We start from the raw sequence: 15,542 nt of genomic DNA, 5'->3' as shown, positions 1-15,542 counted from the left end.
CACCGAAGCTACGGGTTCATCTTAGGATGAGCGGTAGAGGAGCGTTCTGTAAGCCTGTGAAGGTGAGTTGAGAAGCTTGCTGGAGGTATCAGAAGTGCGAATGCTGACATGAGTAACGATAATGGGTGTGAAAAACACCCACGCCGAAAGACCAAGGTTTCCTGCGCAACGTTAATCGACGCAGGGTTAGTCGGCCCCTAAGGCGAGGCAGAAATGCGTAGTCGATGGAAAACGGGTTAATATTCCCGTACTTCTAGTTACTGCGATGGAGGGACGGAGAAGGCTAGGCCAGCACGGCGTTGGTTGTCCGTGTTTAAGGTGGTAGGCTGATTTCTTAGGTAAATCCGGGAGATCAAGGCCGAGAACTGATGACGAGTTGTCTTTTAGACGACGAAGTGGTTGATGCCATGCTTCCAGGAAAAGCTTCTAAGCTTCAGGTAACTAGGAACCGTACCCCAAACCGACACAGGTGGTTAGGTAGAGAATACCAAGGCGCTTGAGAGAACTCGGGTGAAGGAACTAGGCAAAATGGCACCGTAACTTCGGGAGAAGGTGCGCCGGTGAGGGTGAAGCATTTACTGCGTAAGCCCACGCCGGTCGAAGATACCAGGCCGCTGCGACTGTTTATTAAAAACACAGCACTCTGCAAACACGAAAGTGGACGTATAGGGTGTGACGCCTGCCCGGTGCCGGAAGGTTAATTGATGGGGTTAGCTAACGCGAAGCTCTTGATCGAAGCCCCGGTAAACGGCGGCCGTAACTATAACGGTCCTAAGGTAGCGAAATTCCTTGTCGGGTAAGTTCCGACCTGCACGAATGGCGTAACGATGGCGGCGCTGTCTCCACCCGAGACTCAGTGAAATTGAAATCGCTGTGAAGATGCAGTGTATCCGCGGCTAGACGGAAAGACCCCGTGAACCTTTACTATAGCTTTGCACTGGACTTTGAGCTTGCTTGTGTAGGATAGGTGGGAGGCTTTGAAGCGTGGACGCTAGTTCGCGTGGAGCCAACCTTGAAATACCACCCTGGCAACCTTGAGGTTCTAACTCTGGTCCGTTATCCGGATCGAGGACAGTGTATGGTGGGTAGTTTGACTGGGGCGGTCTCCTCCTAAAGAGTAACGGAGGAGTACGAAGGTGCGCTCAGACCGGTCGGAAATCGGTCGTAGAGTATAAAGGCAAAAGCGCGCTTGACTGCGAGACAGACACGTCGAGCAGGTACGAAAGTAGGTCTTAGTGATCCGGTGGTTCTGTATGGAAGGGCCATCGCTCAACGGATAAAAGGTACTCCGGGGATAACAGGCTGATACCGCCCAAGAGTTCATATCGACGGCGGTGTTTGGCACCTCGATGTCGGCTCATCACATCCTGGGGCTGAAGCCGGTCCCAAGGGTATGGCTGTTCGCCATTTAAAGTGGTACGCGAGCTGGGTTTAGAACGTCGTGAGACAGTTCGGTCCCTATCTGCCGTGGACGTTTGAGATTTGAGAGGGGCTGCTCCTAGTACGAGAGGACCGGAGTGGACGAACCTCTGGTGTTCCGGTTGTCACGCCAGTGGCATTGCCGGGTAGCTACGTTCGGGAAAGATAACCGCTGAAAGCATCTAAGCGGGAAACTTGCCTCGAGATGAGATCTCACTGGAACCTTGAGTTCCCTAAAGGGCCGTCGAAGACTACGACGTTGATAGGTTGGGTGTGTAAGCGCTGTGAGGCGTTGAGCTAACCAATACTAATTGCCCGTGAGGCTTGACCATATAACACCCAAACAATTTGCTGTTTGTGTGCTAGACGATCGAAGTCGACAACACACCGAAAGTTTGCAAGACCACGCACTACCCTTTATCACATACCCAATTTGGAGCCGCGTCCTTCTCGATAAAAGAAGCACGATGTTCCACCCGAATTGCTTGACGACCATAGAGCATTGGAACCACCTGATCCCATCCCGAACTCAGTAGTGAAACGATGCATCGCCGATGGTAGTGTGGGGTTTCCCCATGTGAGAGTAGGTCATCGTCAAGCTTGTATTCCAAACCCCCCATCCGTGAAAACGGGTGGGGGGTTTGTCTTTGTGGGCAGAAAAGACTAATCATCGGTAACCCATCGGGCGGTACCGGAGTGAGCGATTCTGTGCTCCACTCGTCTAGAATAGTTATTCACCTTGCTTGAGCCTTTACAAATGGCCGACTCGACTGGCACTCATGACCTATCGGCGCTTCCACTGGATGAGTTGGTTGCTTGCCCAAGCCAGTCGACTTTCGAAAATCCATTGATGGCCTGGCGGCTTTGGCCAAGTTGGATATCAAGGTGGCGGTGTTCGACCCTGTGTTATTCGTCTTCCTCAACAAGTCGCGCAACCGGGTGAAGATCCCGTACTGGGAGCGCAACGGCTTCTGTTTATGGCTCAAGCGCTTGGAAGCGGAGGGCTTCAAGTCGCATCCCGAGCTAGGCGAGGATGCCATCGTGCTGACGGCCCAGGAATTGAACTGGATATTGGACGGCATCGACCTCTGGCGCAATCGTCCGCATCAGGTGTTGACCCCGCGTTTCGTCACCTGAGTCGGTATAATCCACGGCATGATTTTCGTGCCCGAAACCCTTCCTGACGATCCTGTGTTGCTCAAGTAACTGCTTGTGCGGATGCTCAGTTCGCGTCAGGCGGACCAGGGCACAATCAGTCAACTTAAAGAATAAAACACGCTGCTAATCTAACGCCTGTTCGGCCGCAAATCCGAACAAACCCTTGATCCAGATTCGCCGCAGCTGGCCATGTTCAACGAAGCCGAAAGCCTGGCCGAGCCTGCGCCAGAGGTGGCCGCCGAGGTGGCCGCCGAGGTGGTCGAGGAAGAAGTCGTGACGCCGCTCAAGCGTCGCGGCAAGCGCAAGCCGTTTCCGACCGAACTGCCACGCGTTGAAGTCGCCCACGAATTGCCCGAGCATGAACTGACCCGCACGTGCGGTTGCCGCAAGCAGGTTATTGGTGCTGTTCAGCGACACGCCTAAAAGTGCGGCCGCCAGCGCTCAGCTCTACAGCCTGGTGGAAACCGCCAAGGCCAACGGCCAGGAGCCTCATGCCTACTTGCGCCATATCCTCGAGCGCCTACCTCAGGTCAATAGCGTCGAAGGCTACGAAGCGCTGTTACCCTGGAACTACGTACCTGCAATCGCACCCTGACAGCCAAACCCCATCATAAAAAGACGGGATTTATAGGGCGATTACTACAGTGCAGCCGTCGGTTGGCATAGATTTATGGCGCGCTTACAAAAAGCCACCCGCAGGTGGCTTTTGGATAGTGGCGGCTTGTTCAGTCTCCGCGGTATACACAGCCACTGGTGCAGGTCTCGTGGATGCGGATCCGGGACAGTTCGGGAAGGAGGGGCTTGAGTTGCTGCCAGATCCACTTCGCGATGACTTCGCTGGTGGGGTTTTCCAGGCCAGGAATTTCGTTCAGGTAGTTGTGATCAAGTTGCTCATACAGTGGTTTGAAGATGGCTTTTATTTCAGAAAAGTCACGAATCCAGCCGGTGTAAGGATCGACCTCGCCTTCGATATAAACGGCAACGCGGAAGGAGTGGCCATGTAATCGCCCACACTTATGTCCTTCGGGCACATGGGGAAGTCGGTGGGCCGCTTCGAAAGTAAACTCTTTGAACAGTTCCACGGGTTGTCTCTCTGAAAATTCGCGGTTGCACGCACCGCTCCGATAAAGAGTGATATTACCAGTTCTGGTTGCCCAACGTACGCGTGCAGCCTCCTGGTGTGTTGGTCTTGCAAGTGCACCACCACGCCCTGCAGCGTTTAGCCGCTACCTCGCTGGCCTCTACTTGGTAGCGCTTTGCCGGTTTCTCTCTTGCCGATAAACGCTGACGGCTTCATATACAGCCTTTCTCAGGCGGTTGATCCCGCCTATGGGACGATGCTCCGGTAGCGAGTGCCATGGATTGAATGCCAGGTTGTCGCAAAAGAGATTTTGCTCACTGCTGTCGAAGTCTTGCGCAGGCAACTGGATAGTGGCGACTGTTTCGAATGCTGCAATTGACTCGTCCCACTCGACGCTAGGGTCTTCGATCGGCATGTAGTGCGCAGGATTCTGCCGCTGTATCTGTAGCGCGAAGCAGGCGGGTACGCGGTCGAGCGAAAGCTGCTGGTAGAGCGCATTGCGCAGGAAGTTGGGCAGATCTCTGTTTGGTGTCGGTAGGGCATAATCCGGGCAGTTCTCTGGCGCAGGAATGACTCGGAATTTGATGTTGTGCGGGCCAAGCTTGAACGGGGCGATGGAGTTATAGGTGGTTTCAACCGGGCTTTGGGGGGCGGGGGCAAGAGTTTTCAGAGCAATGATCAAATGGCGGATTTCCCAGCTCTGCGGGTTCCAGCCAGGAAAGAATGCCAGCGCTTTCTTGCCCTCGGCTTGGGCGGCGAAGTTGCTTTTGTACTCAGCTACATCGCGGACGAAAAATGCAGGGTGATTGAACATGACGAAGTCTTGTTCAGTTGTGTGCGCAGGGCTGCTCAAGAGTTTTTCTCCTGGCACCGCTAGCAGTTTGAGGGCCATGCCGCGGGCATCGCGAGCGCGGTCGAATTGCGGGTAAGCGTTGCCGTTGGATAAGCGCACCCATGCTTGCCAGGTTTTGCCTCGCTCGCTGAAGACGCCATACCGGAGACTACCGTCCAGGTTTTTGAGCACGGTTACTTGTGCCTTTATGCAGCCGTGGGCTTTGGCATGGGCGTCGCGCAGGACACGGGTGTTGTCTCGGTGTTGTTCGACTACCCGGATAGCATCTTCGATGATGCCTTGGGTAAGCGCCGCTTCACCGGGAGGGATTTGTTCTTCGCTGGCAACCGGGCCGGAGAATTTCCAGCTGTAGTACACCGTACCTATGCCCCAGGCGCTCAGGCCTATGACCACTAGCAATAGCACTAGCTTTGCGAGCCAGCGGCCAAACCAGAGCCAGAGTCGATTGAGCATGAGGCTAATCCTTGTTCGTTATTGTTATTCCTGTTGGCAGCTACCGGCTCTGCCGTTCGGTCAACGGTATTGGATCAAGCTTGGCACTTGGGTCCTGGGTTCCAGGGTGTTGCTTTGATCGGTTGGAGTTGGGCTTCGAACTCTGGGATGCCCAGCACCTTGAGGTATTCGAGCAAAGCCCAGCGCTCTTCAGGTTGCAATGCACGACCGATCACGCCGTCCTGGCGGCAACCTTCGCGAAATTCATGGCCGCGGTTGCTGTTGCCGCTGATGCTGGTATCGAATAAGAAGCCACCTGGGAATTTGCCGCTGTCGAAGCCGAGATGCTTGGGGTTGTACTCGAAGCTGCCGACCCAGAATTGAGCTTGTCGCTCCGAAAGGGGTGATAGCAGTTGGAACAATGTAGGAACCGAACCGTTGTGCAAGAACGGTGGGGTGGCCCAAATGCCGTGCAGTGGTCGGGCCTTGTAACCGCGTTTTTCTTGCACGCCTATAGGTAGGCCGTAGCCGTTCATGCGCCAGCGTTCACGAGGTTGGATCTCCGCGTTTTGGTAGGCGCGGTTTTCCACATAGGCGGTCAGGTAGGCCAGGCCCTTGGCGCTGGAGATACTGCGCAGATCAACGTCATCCAGGCTCGTGCCGAAAAGGCGGACATCCAGCTTGCTGAGCTCCGCTTCAGTCCAGCCGAGTTTGCTCATATCGAAGCGGTGATCGGCAATATTGTCGGCGGTGGTTGGATCTGTGCCGATTATGTCGGTTGGCACGATGCGCATGCGCCATTCGGGATCGCGTGCCGGCGCCAGACGTTCGGCGCGCGGTTTTGGGTCGGGGGCGTGACAGTAGGCGCAGTTTTCGGCGAACAGGGCGCGACCCTGGCTGGCCAGTGGCAGGTCGATCTTGCCGAAGATATCCACGGGCCAAGCTGGTGGCTTCAACTGCTTGAGGGCTTCCTCCAGGGCGTACAGGTCGCGCAGGCGTACGCTTGATGTGTATCGCTCAGCTTCCGGCACAGGATGTCCATCAGCTTGCAGTAGCTGCAATGTTGCCCCGACGCCTAGCGCTTCGCCGACATTGCGCGCCATGGGCTGCATGGCTGAGCCATTCCACTGTACCCAGTCGAATTTCCAGATATCCCAGACTTGTGGGTAGCTGACCGGGGCGTTCGCGACCCTGTAATTACTGGCGTCGATAGCATCACCGAAGACGCTGTTGGCGATGCGGCCAAAGGCATCGGTACGGCCAAAACCTTCCTCGGTCGGGTACAGGTCGCGATGCCAGTCGTTGAATGCCGTACCGAGCAAGCGATCGAGTACGACTTTGAAGTCCTGGCGCAGTTGATCACGGTCTTGCGGGTAGCGTTCACCGAGTACGGCCTTGGAAAAACGCTTGAATTTAAAGGGATTATAGTAAGTGAAGGCCATACTCATGCCGAGTGACTGGCCAAAGCTGCCGCCTCTCAACGTCGGCACGGTTGAGGCCAATGAATGCAGCGCTGCGCCCCCATCGATCCGCACGGCCTGTCCTTGATAGCGCAACTCGCCGGTATGACAGGCCGCGCAGCTTATATCCAGGTAATGAGTGGACGTCTCGCTATCTTCATGGCGGGCAAAGCCAACAGGCAGATTGGCGGGGTTGAATTCTGTCGGCTTCTGGTCGGGATCGACTAGAAAGCCAAAGCGCGCCAGGTAGTCGGGCGCAGAAAATTTGTCTCTACTCAGGGGTAGCTCAAGGGCGCTGAACCAGTCGTAACGCAAGCCTTTAACTTGAGTGCCCTGAGGTGTGTAGTAATACGTCTGGCGCTGCTCGTCGCTCCATTGATTGAGGTAGTGGAGCTTGTCCGGCTTCTGGTAACTGGGTAGGTTGGGGTAGGCAATGAAGTAGAAACCCAGAGCCAGAGCGCAAACCACAAGCACTAGGAACCCGCTGGCAACTATACGGAGCACACGCATCAGACACTTCCTTGTTGCGTTCTTGTTTTCTGACTTTATGCCAAGCTGGATGGTTGATGGCAAGCTGCCTTTACTAATTTTTCTCAGGCTGGAAAGCCTGGGCTGTTCCATTGCTAATACTTGGCCTTTGCTCAACACATGGATAAGTCGCAGACGGTCGTGGCATTAAACCGAAAGTCAGGAGTAGGTAATGCACCCATTTGAGGCCGAAAAACCACCGCAGTTGGCAATTTTGCTCGGTTATGCCGGGTTGCTACCCTTTGTTAGTGGTGCGCTGGGAATCTGGGTGATTCCATTGGGTTGGCGTCCCTTCGTTTTAGAGGCGTTGCTGGATTTCGCAGCCTTGATCCTGGCTTTTATGGGGGCGATCCATTGGGGCCTGGCGATACGGGCCGAGGAGAGCGATGAGCAAGCGCAGATTCAGTTAGGCTTGTCGGTGATTCCGCCATTGCTCGGCTGGTTGGCTATTTCTGCAGGAATGCCAATGGGGTTGGCCCTGCCGACACTTCTGATCGCGTTCGTAGGTCTTCATTTTGCTGATGTGCATGCGGTCAAGTTGGGGTTGGCTCCACGCTGGTATTCGAGCTTGCGTATGCCGCTAACTGTGGTTGTCTCACTCAGTTTGTTATTGGCCTGGGCCAGCGTGCTGGTTGCATGAGCTCAGTGCGTCGCTGATGCATGCCCGCGCGACTCGAGCCGTTGCCCTCAGTCGTAGTGAAAGCCCTGATCGCGTTGTTTAGGCTGGCCAAGTCCGAAGGGACGGCTCATCGTCATTAGAACCCGTCGGGGTTGGTGGGCTAGCTGGATGAGCCGGTATCTAGCGTTGTGGGAGCGGACCTGGCGCTAACACGCCAGACTGTCAGCTTGGCGATAGAGCATTAGCAGTTTACGGGTGATGGTCTGCTGAATATCGTCGCGCTCGAACGTGGACAATCGGCTGAGGTGGCTGATCTGCAAGCGGTGCAAGTGGATATATGGCATCTGTTGATCGAACTCGCGCAGATCACCTTTCATCATGATGGGCAGAAAAACGTCGCCGGATTTCTTCTGATTGCTGATGATTTGCGCCAGTGCGCGCTTGAACGGCATGGTTTTCGGCGCGGAGCCACCGTCTGTTATCTGTGTGGATAACAGCAGGCCCGGTTTCCCCAGTACCACGCCCGGCAATACGCAGAGTCCGGTTTTGCGTACTGCGTGTGCTTCGATGCCATGCAGGGTGTCATGGAACGCATAGGGGTTGGGCAGTACCACCATTTTGCGTCCCTGATCGTGAGGGAAGTGCAGGTTGTAATTGGTGTAGAGCTGGCGCACGGATTCGGAATAGACGCACAAGCGGTTTTCGAACAGCTTGATGAAGCTCTCAGCCAGCTCGCGTCGAGCCATGCTGTCCAGATCCCAGATCAAATCCTGATTCTGTGGTCGGTCGAGGTCGACTTCCTGGTGTTCCATGCCGCTCATTCATTCCCTCATACGCGAAACTGGCCCAGTAATTGATTGAGCTGCTCAGCCAGTTGGCCCAGGCGTTGGCTGGACTCGCTGGATTGTTCAGCTGCCAGGGCGTTGCTGTGCGCTAAACCGGCTGCCTGGGTGACATTCTGGTTGATATCTTCAACCACTTGCGACTGCTGTAGTGTGGCACTGGCGATCGAGGCGTTCAAACCGGTGAGGTTGCGCAGCGATTGGGCTATTTGCCCCAGGCTCTCACCGGCCAGGCTGGCTTGCTCGACCGTGAGTTGTGACGCGCGGCTGCTCTCATTGATGACCTTTACTGCGGCCTCGGAGTTACCTTGCAAGCGCTCGATCATACCCTGAATTTCAGCGGTCGATTGCTGGGTGCGTTGCGCCAGCAAACGCACTTCGTCGGCGACCACGGCAAAACCGCGACCTTGCTCGCCAGCGCGGGCGGCTTCGATCGCAGCATTGAGGGCGAGGAGGTTGGTCTGTTCGGCAATCGAGCGAATTACTTCCAAAACGCTGCCTATCTGCGTGCTTTCTAGAGCCAGCTTTTGAATCACTTCCACCGCCTGATTGATCGTGCCGGACAGTTGGCTGATCTGGCGCAGGCTGGCATCGATGTTCTGTTGGCCTTGGCTCGCCTGGGCTTCGGCGGCATGTACTTCGCTCGACGCATGCTCGGCATTTTTCGCGACGTCTTGTACGCCATAGGTTACCTGGTTGATCGCGGTGGCTACGAGTTCCATCTGTTGGGATTGCTGCTGACCGTGCTGCTGGGCCTCACGGGCAATGCCGCCGAGCGAGCGCGCGGCTTGATCGAGTGCGCCGGCAGAGTCGAGCGACTGGCGGATCACATGGCGCAACTTTTCGGTAAAGGCATTGAAGTGTCTGGCCAGGGCAGTCAGTTCGTCATTGCCGTTGGTATCCATGGAGTGGGTCAGGTCGCCTTCACCGCTGGCGATGTTGGCCATGGCGTCGACCTGCTCCTGCAGGGGCCGGGCAATACTGCGCGAGATCAGGGTTACCAGCAGGGTCATCAGCAGAGCGATCGCAATGCCGATAGCGAGTGCGCGTAAGGCTTGTGCCTGGAACTCCTCCTGCACGTCATCGACGTACACGCCCGAACCGATGATCCAACCCCAGGGCTGGAACAAGCTAACGTAGGAAACCTTGGCTATCGGGGCGCTCGAGCCTGGCTTCGGCCAGCGATAATGCACGGGGCCGGCGCCCTTGGTTTTGCTGATCTGCACCATTTCATTGAACAGCGCCTTGCCGTCCTGATCCTTGACGGCGGAAAGGTTCTGTCCTTCGAGTTTGGGGTTGGTTGGATGCATGATCATGGTTGGCGTCTGGTCATTGATCCAGAAATACTCCTGGCCGTCGTAGCGCAGGCCGCGGATCACCTCCATAGCCTGTTTCTGCGCCTCCTCGCGACTGAGCGTAGTGGCTGTCTCGAGGCTGTGGTAATGGGCGAGAATGCCTGCCGCGCTCTGTACCACGTGCTGGGTCTTCTCTTCTTTGGCGGCATACAGGTTGCGATTAACCTGTTGCAGCATCAACGCCCCGAGGATGAACAACATGGCGATGGCGACAACGAGAATAAGCCACAAGCGACGGCTAATAGGCAGGCTGCGTAGGCTGTTCATAGAAAGGCTCTCTCGGTTCTTGATCTGGGGGGCAGGGCGCGTCCCTTATATACGGAATGCACCACTGGTTGTGCTAGACCATCCGCCAATTGGCTTGGGGCGTTGGGCGAAGCCGAAATTTCCTCGAATCTGCATCAGTTGGCTCTAATGCAGACAATAAAACCTGGGTCTCTGATAGCATTTCGGCCGCGCAGGCCAAAACCTGAGGGTTTCCCGGCTTTTCCTGTTTATTAGGACCGAAGCACAGGGTCTGAGTCCGACAGCCGTTCACGTGTTGATGGTGTTTCACATAATTTATGTCGTTCGTGCGGTGCATACCGCGCGCCTTAGGAGTGTTGATGGATCTTTGGACCGCCGTGCAGTCGTTTATTTTGGGCGTTGTCGAGGGTATTACCGAGTTTTTGCCGATTTCCAGTACGGGTCATCAAATCATAGTCGCCGATCTCATCGACTTTTCCGGTGAGCGGGCCATGGCGTTCAATATCATTATCCAGTTGGGCGCGATCCTGGCGGTGGTTTGGCAATTCAGGCGCAAGATCATCGAGGTGGTGGTTGGCTTGCCGCGGGAGGCAGAAGCGCAACGCTTCACCGCCAATCTGCTAGTTGCCTTCCTGCCCGCGGTGATTCTCGGTGTGAGCTTTGCCGATCTGATTCAGCAATACCTGTTCAATCCGATTACTGTCGCTGCAGCGCTGATAGTGGGTGGCGTGATCATGCTCTGGGCTGAGCGGCGTGAGCATGTTATCCACGCCGAAAGCGTCGACGATATGACCTGGAAGGATGCGCTGAAAGTCGGCTTTGCCCAGTGTCTGGCGATGATTCCGGGCACCTCGCGCTCGGGCGCGACGATTATCGGCGGCCTGTTGTTTGGCCTGTCACGCAAGGCGGCTACCGAGTTCTCCTTCTTTCTGGCGATGCCCACCATGGTCGGCGCGGCGGTGTACTCCGGCTACAAGTACCGCGAACTGTTCCTGCCAGCGGATCTGCCGGTGTTCGCCATCGGCTTCGTGACCTCGTTCATCTTCGCCATGATCGCCGTGCGTGCACTGCTCAAGTTCATCGGCAGCCATAGCTATGCGGTATTCGCCTGGTATCGCATCGGTTTCGGTCTGCTGATTCTGGCGACCTGGCAGCTGCATCTGATCGACTGGAGTACCGCCCAGGGTTGAACGTGTAAGGCTGTATTCGGCGGATTGATAAAAGGCGCGCTGCTTGGCGCGCCTTTGTCATAGTGATGCCCGCTCATGGAGGCCTGTTATGAATTCGCTGGAACACCAACTGCTCGTCGTCAACGGCATTACGCTTAGCCTCTACAGTGCAGGCCCGGCCGATGGCCGTCCGCTGTGGTTGCTGCATGGTTTTCCCGAATGCTGGCACTCCTGGCGTCAGCAGATCGGCCCATTGGCGGCGGCCGGTTATCGGGTGCTGATCCCGGAAATGCGTGGCTATGGGCAAAGCAGCGCGCCGCGTGATCCGGCGGCTTATGACCTGATTACCGTGTGTGGCGATATCCAGGCAGCCATGGATCTGCTCGGGCACAGCGAGGCGTGCGTGGTCGGCCACGATTGGGGCGCGCCGATTGCCTGGCACCTGGCGTTATTGGCGCCGCAGCGGGTAAAAGCAGTGGTTGGCATGGCCGTGCCATTTGGCGGGCGGCCCCGGCAGCCCGCGATTGACATGATGCGTCAGCACTATGCCGAGCGCTTCCATTACATCCTGCACTTCCAGCAACCGGGTGTTGCCGAGCAGGAAATGGACGCCGATATCCCGCGCACCCTGCGCATGATGATGCACAACACCTCTGCCGCCGTACCCAAGGATTTTTTCCTGCAGGAAAAGCCTGCGGGTGCCGGGTTGTTCGACGGCATGCAGGACCCCTGCATATTGCCGCGTTGGTGCGATGCCGAGGCGTTCAACCACTATCTGCAGACTTTCACTGGCCGCGGTTTCCATGGCGCACTCAACTGGTACCGCAACTTCGAACGCAACTGGCAGCGCACCGAGGCGTTGGCTGACAAGCACATCGAACAACCGGCGCTGTTCCTGCTCGGCGACAAGGACCCGGTTGGCACCCTGGAAGCCTACACCCTCAAGCAGATGCCCAAGCGCATCGCGAACCTGGAACAGCATCTGCTGAGCGATTGCGGTCACTGGATCCAGAACGAACAGGCCGCCCAGGTAAATCGGCTATTGCTGGCGTTTCTCACGCGTCACTACGCCGCGTGAGCCCGCTAGAATAGATCCTTTTCAGTTAAGGACTGGCGTCATGGAACAGCGCGGGCTGTTGCGCAATTGGGACGACGACAAGGGCTTTGGCTTTATCCAGCCGCAGCAGGGCGGTGGCGAGGTGTTTGCGCATATCTCGGCGATGCGTGGCGATCGGCGTCCCGTAGCCGGCGACCAGGTGTTGTATATCGCGGGCAAGGACCGACAAGGGCGTCTGCGCGCCGAGCATATACGCCTGGCGGGCGATTTGGCGCTCGATCAGCCGGCCATCCGGCGGAAGCCGCGGTCCGCCAAACCGTCACCTACGCTGGTGCGAAAACCCAGTCAGCCAAGGGCAAAACGCGAGGCCTCTGGACCGATTCAGAACCGCGGCCTGAAGTTGCTGCTGTTCGCCGGGTTGGGCGGCCTGCCGCTGTTTGGCGCACTGCAACTGCTGCTGAGTGCGGGCTTGATCTGGGCGCTGGTGGCATATGCCGCCGCCAGCCTGATCAGCTTCGGGCAATACTGGCATGACAAAAGCCGTGCGCTGCATGGCGGCAGGCGGATCCCGGAGAACAGCTTGCATCTGGTCGAGTTGCTGGGCGGCTGGCCCGGCGCTTTGTTGGCTCAGCAGATCTTTCGCCATAAAACCCGCAAGGGGTCTTATCAGCTGCTGTTCTGGACGATTGTCGCGGCACACCAGGCGTTCTGGTTCGATTGGCTGGTGCTGGACGGCGTCTATTTCGGTGCCGTGCTGCGCTAGATCGATCACGGGTCGAGGAGCAGGCCCACTTGCAGGCGCTTGGGCAGCCTGCGTACCACCAATTGGTGCGAGCGGGTCAGCAGCTGCCACAGTTCGTCGTCGCCAAGGGGCGGGTGCGCGCAGCTCATGCTGATCCAATGCGCTCGCGCCAGATAGGGCGCCGGGCGGATGCCGGGGCGGTCGACGTAACCAAGGAACAGATCGCTGTCGACCTTGAACGCCAGCTCATGGCCGAGAAAATTGAGGATGGCGAACATCTTGTTGCCCGCCACGGAAAACACCTGGTTGTTGCCCCACTTGAAATCTTCGCGGGCACCGGGCAGTTGCAGACAAAAAGCGGCTATTTCCTGTTGTTTCATGTGCCTCGAGCCTTGTTGCGGGTTCTCTAGCTAAGCTAGCAGAGTGTTGGCCCAACCTTCAGCCCCGATGGAGATTTCCTTATGTCGCTGTCCATGTATGACGCCTCGCTTGCGCAGTTCATTCGTATGCTTGGCAATCTGTCGGCCATCCTGGATAAAGCCGAAGCTTACGCCGCTGAGCGCAAGATCGAGCCGAGCGTGCTGCTCAATGCGCGCCTGGCGCCGGATATGCTGCCCTTGATCAGCCAGGTGCAGATCGCCAGCGACAGCGTCAAAGGCTGCGCCGCGCGTCTGGCCGGTATCGACATCCCTAGCTATGCCGACAACGAAAGCAGCTTTGCCGAATTGCAGGCGCGTATCGCCAAGACCCAGGCATTTCTCGGCAGCGTTACTGCGGTGCAGCTCGAGGGCAGCGAAGGCAAGTCGATCACCCTGAACTTTCCGGGTCTGGAGTTGCAGTTCACGGGGCAGGAGTACTTGCTGCATTTCGTCCTGCCGAACGTCTATTTTCACCTGACCACCGCCTACGCGATCCTGCGCCACAACGGCCTGGATATCGGCAAGATGGACTTCCTCGGCCGGCCTTGAATCCCCAGGGGCTGTAATGCCCGTTACTCAGGGACGTGCGGCTGTCCCGGTAAGGCGAAAGTGGCGGGTTTCGGGGGCATGCAGGCGCGGGAGCAGGGGCGGAGTTGGTGCATGGCCGGGTGTAAAAAATCTAGTGCGCCATTCGGGCTCCACGCAACCTGCCAAGCGGGGGCGGCCTGTTTCATCTGCTTGTTCGCCAGGCGCACAACACTTGTGCGCGGTGGCGTGAGCCAGCGGGCCAGAGCGCGTGCTAGGCTTTGTGCCGGCCTGTTCGGGCCTGATTGCGAGTGTCGTCGATGTCTTCCTCTGCTGCCAGTGCACACCTCAAACGCGGCACCCCTGCCTACCGGCGTGCCACCCTGGCGTTGTTCTGCGCCGGCTTCGCCACCTTTGCCTTGCTCTATTGCGTGCAGCCGCTGTTGCCGCTGTTGGCCGCGCACTTCTCGGTATCGGCGGCCGGTAGTAGCCTGGCGTTGTCGCTGACCACCCTGAGCCTGGCGCTGTGCCTGCTGGTATCAGGCGCGTTGGCTGAGAGCTGGGGGCGCAAGCCGGTGATGGTCGGCGCCTTGGGCCTGGCCTGTGTACTCGGCATCGCCTGTGCGCTGGTCGAAACCTGGGACTACCTGTTGCTGCTGCGCGCGTTGCTCGGCCTGGCACTGAGCGGTTTGCCGGCACTGGCCATGGCCTATGTCGGCGAGGAGTTCGACCCCGAGGCGTTGCCGGCGGCGATGGGCCTGTACATCGGCGGCACCGCTCTGGGCGGCCTGCTCGGGCGTTTGCTCGCAGGCCTGCTCAGCGATATCGGCGGCTGGCCGCTGGCGCTGGGTGGCATCGCCGGCATGGGCTTGCTGGCTTTGGCGCTGTTTATCTGGCTGTTGCCGCCGTCGCGGCATTTTCGCGCCCAGCCATTGTCGCTGCGCGGGTTGCTCGGCAACTTCGCTCAACACCTGGGCAACCGGCAGCTGCGCGCGCTGTTTCTGCTGGCATTTCTGTTGATGGGCGGCTTCGTCGCGCTGTTCAACTATGTCGGTTTTCGCCTGGCGGCGGCGCCGTTCAGTTTGTCGTCGACGTTGATCGGCCTGCTGTTCACGGTGTATCTGGTCGGCATTCTCAGTGCCGGTTGGGCCGGGCGCCTGGTGCCGCATTTCGGTGCGCGCCAGGTGCTGCAGGGCGGTATCGGCATCATGCTGCTCGGCGTCGCGCTCTGTGCCACGCCTTGGCTGAGTGCCGTGGTGCTGGGCCTGGCGCTGCTGACCCTGGGCTTCTTCGCCGCCCATGCGGTGGCCAGCGGCCAGGTCGGTCAGCATGCCAAAGGCGCCAAGGCGCAGGCCTCGGCGCTGTATCTGTGTGCCTATTACCTGGGCTCCAGCGTGGTCGGCTATGTCGGCGGCTATGTCTGGGAACATGCCGGCTGGTTGCCGTTATTGGCGGTTTTGGCGGGTTTGTTCCTGCTGGCCGGATGGTCGGCGCGTAAGCTCTGACTGTGCCGTTTTCCTGGATGACAGCCGGGCTGCGGTGTAGGCCGTACTCGCGAAGCAGTACGCCGTCCGGTGCGCGGTAATAGGCGGCTGTTCGTTGCGCCCCTGAGCGGTGGCCGCTGCGGTCCGCCCTAG

13 protein-coding genes, 2 rRNA genes and 2 pseudogenes (1 of these 17 running past the window's edge) are annotated in these 15,542 nt (G+C 57.9%); 11 read left to right on the top strand and 6 right to left on the bottom strand.

What is annotated here, in order from left to right:
- The 5 genes and pseudogenes from B2D37_RS08960 to B2D37_RS08940 all read left to right on the top strand — a co-directional run.
- Positions 1 to 1,751 (top strand): 23S ribosomal RNA (locus B2D37_RS08960) (it extends 1,140 nt beyond the left edge of the window).
- 152 nt (positions 1,752 to 1,903) lie between these two features.
- A 5S ribosomal RNA gene (gene rrf / locus B2D37_RS08955) occupies positions 1,904 to 2,019 on the top strand.
- Positions 2,020 to 2,235: 216 nt separating this feature from the next.
- Positions 2,236 to 2,556, top strand: a complete 321-nt coding sequence (gene tnpB, locus B2D37_RS08950; protein ID WP_079202361.1) for an IS66 family insertion sequence element accessory protein TnpB — start codon at positions 2,236 to 2,238, stop codon at positions 2,554 to 2,556.
- Between the two features lie 81 nt (positions 2,557 to 2,637).
- A pseudogene (locus B2D37_RS08945) lies at positions 2,638 to 2,976 on the top strand (transposase); the annotation flags it as partial.
- Positions 2,977 to 2,980: 4 nt separating this feature from the next.
- A pseudogene (locus B2D37_RS08940) lies at positions 2,981 to 3,172 on the top strand (transposase domain-containing protein); the annotation flags it as partial.
- A gap of 130 nt (positions 3,173 to 3,302) precedes the next feature.
- Here B2D37_RS08940 and queD read toward each other — a convergent pair.
- From queD to B2D37_RS08925, 3 genes are all read right to left on the bottom strand, one after another.
- Positions 3,303 to 3,659 carry a 6-carboxytetrahydropterin synthase QueD gene (gene queD / locus B2D37_RS08935; protein WP_079202358.1) on the bottom strand — a complete coding sequence of 119 codons (357 nt, stop codon included), beginning with the start codon at positions 3,657 to 3,659 and terminating at the stop codon, positions 3,303 to 3,305.
- Between the two features lie 159 nt (positions 3,660 to 3,818).
- Positions 3,819 to 4,964: a catalase family protein gene (locus tag B2D37_RS08930; protein ID WP_079202357.1), complete on the bottom strand. Its 1,146-nt coding sequence runs from the start codon at positions 4,962 to 4,964 to the stop codon at positions 3,819 to 3,821.
- 74 nt (positions 4,965 to 5,038) lie between these two features.
- The gene (locus tag B2D37_RS08925) at positions 5,039 to 6,913 is read right to left on the bottom strand and encodes a di-heme-cytochrome C peroxidase (RefSeq protein ID WP_079202356.1); all 1,875 of its coding nucleotides are present in this window, start codon (positions 6,911 to 6,913) and stop codon (positions 5,039 to 5,041) included.
- Positions 6,914 to 7,103: 190 nt separating this feature from the next.
- Here B2D37_RS08925 and B2D37_RS08920 point away from each other — a divergent pair, with 190 nt between their 5' ends.
- Positions 7,104 to 7,571, top strand: a complete 468-nt coding sequence (locus B2D37_RS08920; protein ID WP_079202355.1) for a DUF3429 domain-containing protein — start codon at positions 7,104 to 7,106, stop codon at positions 7,569 to 7,571.
- Positions 7,572 to 7,756: 185 nt separating this feature from the next.
- Here the strand turns inward: B2D37_RS08920 and B2D37_RS08915 are convergent, their stop codons facing one another.
- Positions 7,757 to 8,371 carry a hypothetical protein gene (locus B2D37_RS08915; RefSeq protein ID WP_079202354.1) on the bottom strand — a complete coding sequence of 205 codons (615 nt, stop codon included), beginning with the start codon at positions 8,369 to 8,371 and terminating at the stop codon, positions 7,757 to 7,759.
- A gap of 8 nt (positions 8,372 to 8,379) precedes the next feature.
- A complete protein-coding gene (locus B2D37_RS08910) occupies positions 8,380 to 10,014 on the bottom strand; it encodes a methyl-accepting chemotaxis protein (RefSeq protein WP_079202353.1) in 1,635 nt (544 codons plus the stop codon).
- Between the two features lie 338 nt (positions 10,015 to 10,352).
- Between B2D37_RS08910 and B2D37_RS08905 the strand changes: the two genes are divergently transcribed.
- The 3 genes from B2D37_RS08905 to B2D37_RS08895 all read left to right on the top strand — a co-directional run bounded on the left by B2D37_RS08905 (position 10,353) and on the right by B2D37_RS08895 (position 12,982).
- Entirely contained in the window at positions 10,353 to 11,183 is an 831-nt protein-coding gene (locus B2D37_RS08905; RefSeq protein ID WP_079202352.1) for an undecaprenyl-diphosphate phosphatase, read from the top strand.
- An 88-nt stretch (positions 11,184 to 11,271) separates the two neighbouring features.
- Entirely contained in the window at positions 11,272 to 12,240 is a 969-nt protein-coding gene (locus B2D37_RS08900) for an alpha/beta fold hydrolase (RefSeq protein ID WP_079202351.1), read from the top strand.
- Between the two features lie 40 nt (positions 12,241 to 12,280).
- Complete coding sequence (locus B2D37_RS08895) at positions 12,281 to 12,982, top strand: DUF1294 domain-containing protein (RefSeq protein ID WP_079202350.1); 702 nt, start codon at positions 12,281 to 12,283, stop codon at positions 12,980 to 12,982.
- 5 nt (positions 12,983 to 12,987) lie between these two features.
- On the opposite strand, the gene B2D37_RS08890 is transcribed toward B2D37_RS08895, so the two are convergent.
- On the bottom strand, positions 12,988 to 13,341 hold the full coding sequence (locus B2D37_RS08890) for an MmcQ/YjbR family DNA-binding protein (RefSeq protein WP_079202349.1): 354 nt from the start codon (positions 13,339 to 13,341) through the stop codon (positions 12,988 to 12,990).
- 81 nt (positions 13,342 to 13,422) lie between these two features.
- Between B2D37_RS08890 and B2D37_RS08885 the strand changes: the two genes are divergently transcribed.
- Both B2D37_RS08885 and B2D37_RS08880 read left to right on the top strand, forming a co-directional pair.
- A complete protein-coding gene (locus B2D37_RS08885; RefSeq protein ID WP_079202348.1) occupies positions 13,423 to 13,929 on the top strand; it encodes a DUF1993 family protein in 507 nt (168 codons plus the stop codon).
- 296 nt (positions 13,930 to 14,225) lie between these two features.
- Positions 14,226 to 15,410 (top strand): MFS transporter, encoded by a 1,185-nt coding sequence (locus B2D37_RS08880; protein WP_079202347.1) that lies wholly within the window; start codon positions 14,226 to 14,228, stop codon positions 15,408 to 15,410.
- Positions 15,411 to 15,542 lie beyond the last annotated feature (132 nt).

This window comes from Pseudomonas sp. CC6-YY-74, assembly GCF_002025205.1.
Taxonomy (GTDB): Bacteria; Pseudomonadota; Gammaproteobacteria; order Pseudomonadales; family Pseudomonadaceae; genus Aquipseudomonas; species Aquipseudomonas paeninsulae.
This window is presented reverse-complemented; position numbering and strand designations above follow the sequence as displayed.

Coding starts and splice junctions, on each gene's coding strand:
- B2D37_RS08930 (WP_079202357.1), bottom strand. CDS start 4,964: ATGCTCAATCGACTCTGGCTCTGGTTTGGCCGCTGGCTCGCAAAGCTA.
- B2D37_RS08925 (WP_079202356.1), bottom strand. CDS start 6,913: ATGCGTGTGCTCCGTATAGTTGCCAGCGGGTTCCTAGTGCTTGTGGTT.
- B2D37_RS08920 (WP_079202355.1), top strand. CDS start 7,104: ATGCACCCATTTGAGGCCGAAAAACCACCGCAGTTGGCAATTTTGCTC.
- B2D37_RS08915 (WP_079202354.1), bottom strand. CDS start 8,371: ATGAGCGGCATGGAACACCAGGAAGTCGACCTCGACCGACCACAGAAT.
- B2D37_RS08910 (WP_079202353.1), bottom strand. CDS start 10,014: ATGAACAGCCTACGCAGCCTGCCTATTAGCCGTCGCTTGTGGCTTATT.
- B2D37_RS08905 (WP_079202352.1), top strand. CDS start 10,353: ATGGATCTTTGGACCGCCGTGCAGTCGTTTATTTTGGGCGTTGTCGAG.
- B2D37_RS08900 (WP_079202351.1), top strand. CDS start 11,272: ATGAATTCGCTGGAACACCAACTGCTCGTCGTCAACGGCATTACGCTT.
- B2D37_RS08895 (WP_079202350.1), top strand. CDS start 12,281: ATGGAACAGCGCGGGCTGTTGCGCAATTGGGACGACGACAAGGGCTTT.
- B2D37_RS08890 (WP_079202349.1), bottom strand. CDS start 13,341: ATGAAACAACAGGAAATAGCCGCTTTTTGTCTGCAACTGCCCGGTGCC.
- B2D37_RS08885 (WP_079202348.1), top strand. CDS start 13,423: ATGTCGCTGTCCATGTATGACGCCTCGCTTGCGCAGTTCATTCGTATG.
- B2D37_RS08880 (WP_079202347.1), top strand. CDS start 14,226: ATGTCTTCCTCTGCTGCCAGTGCACACCTCAAACGCGGCACCCCTGCC.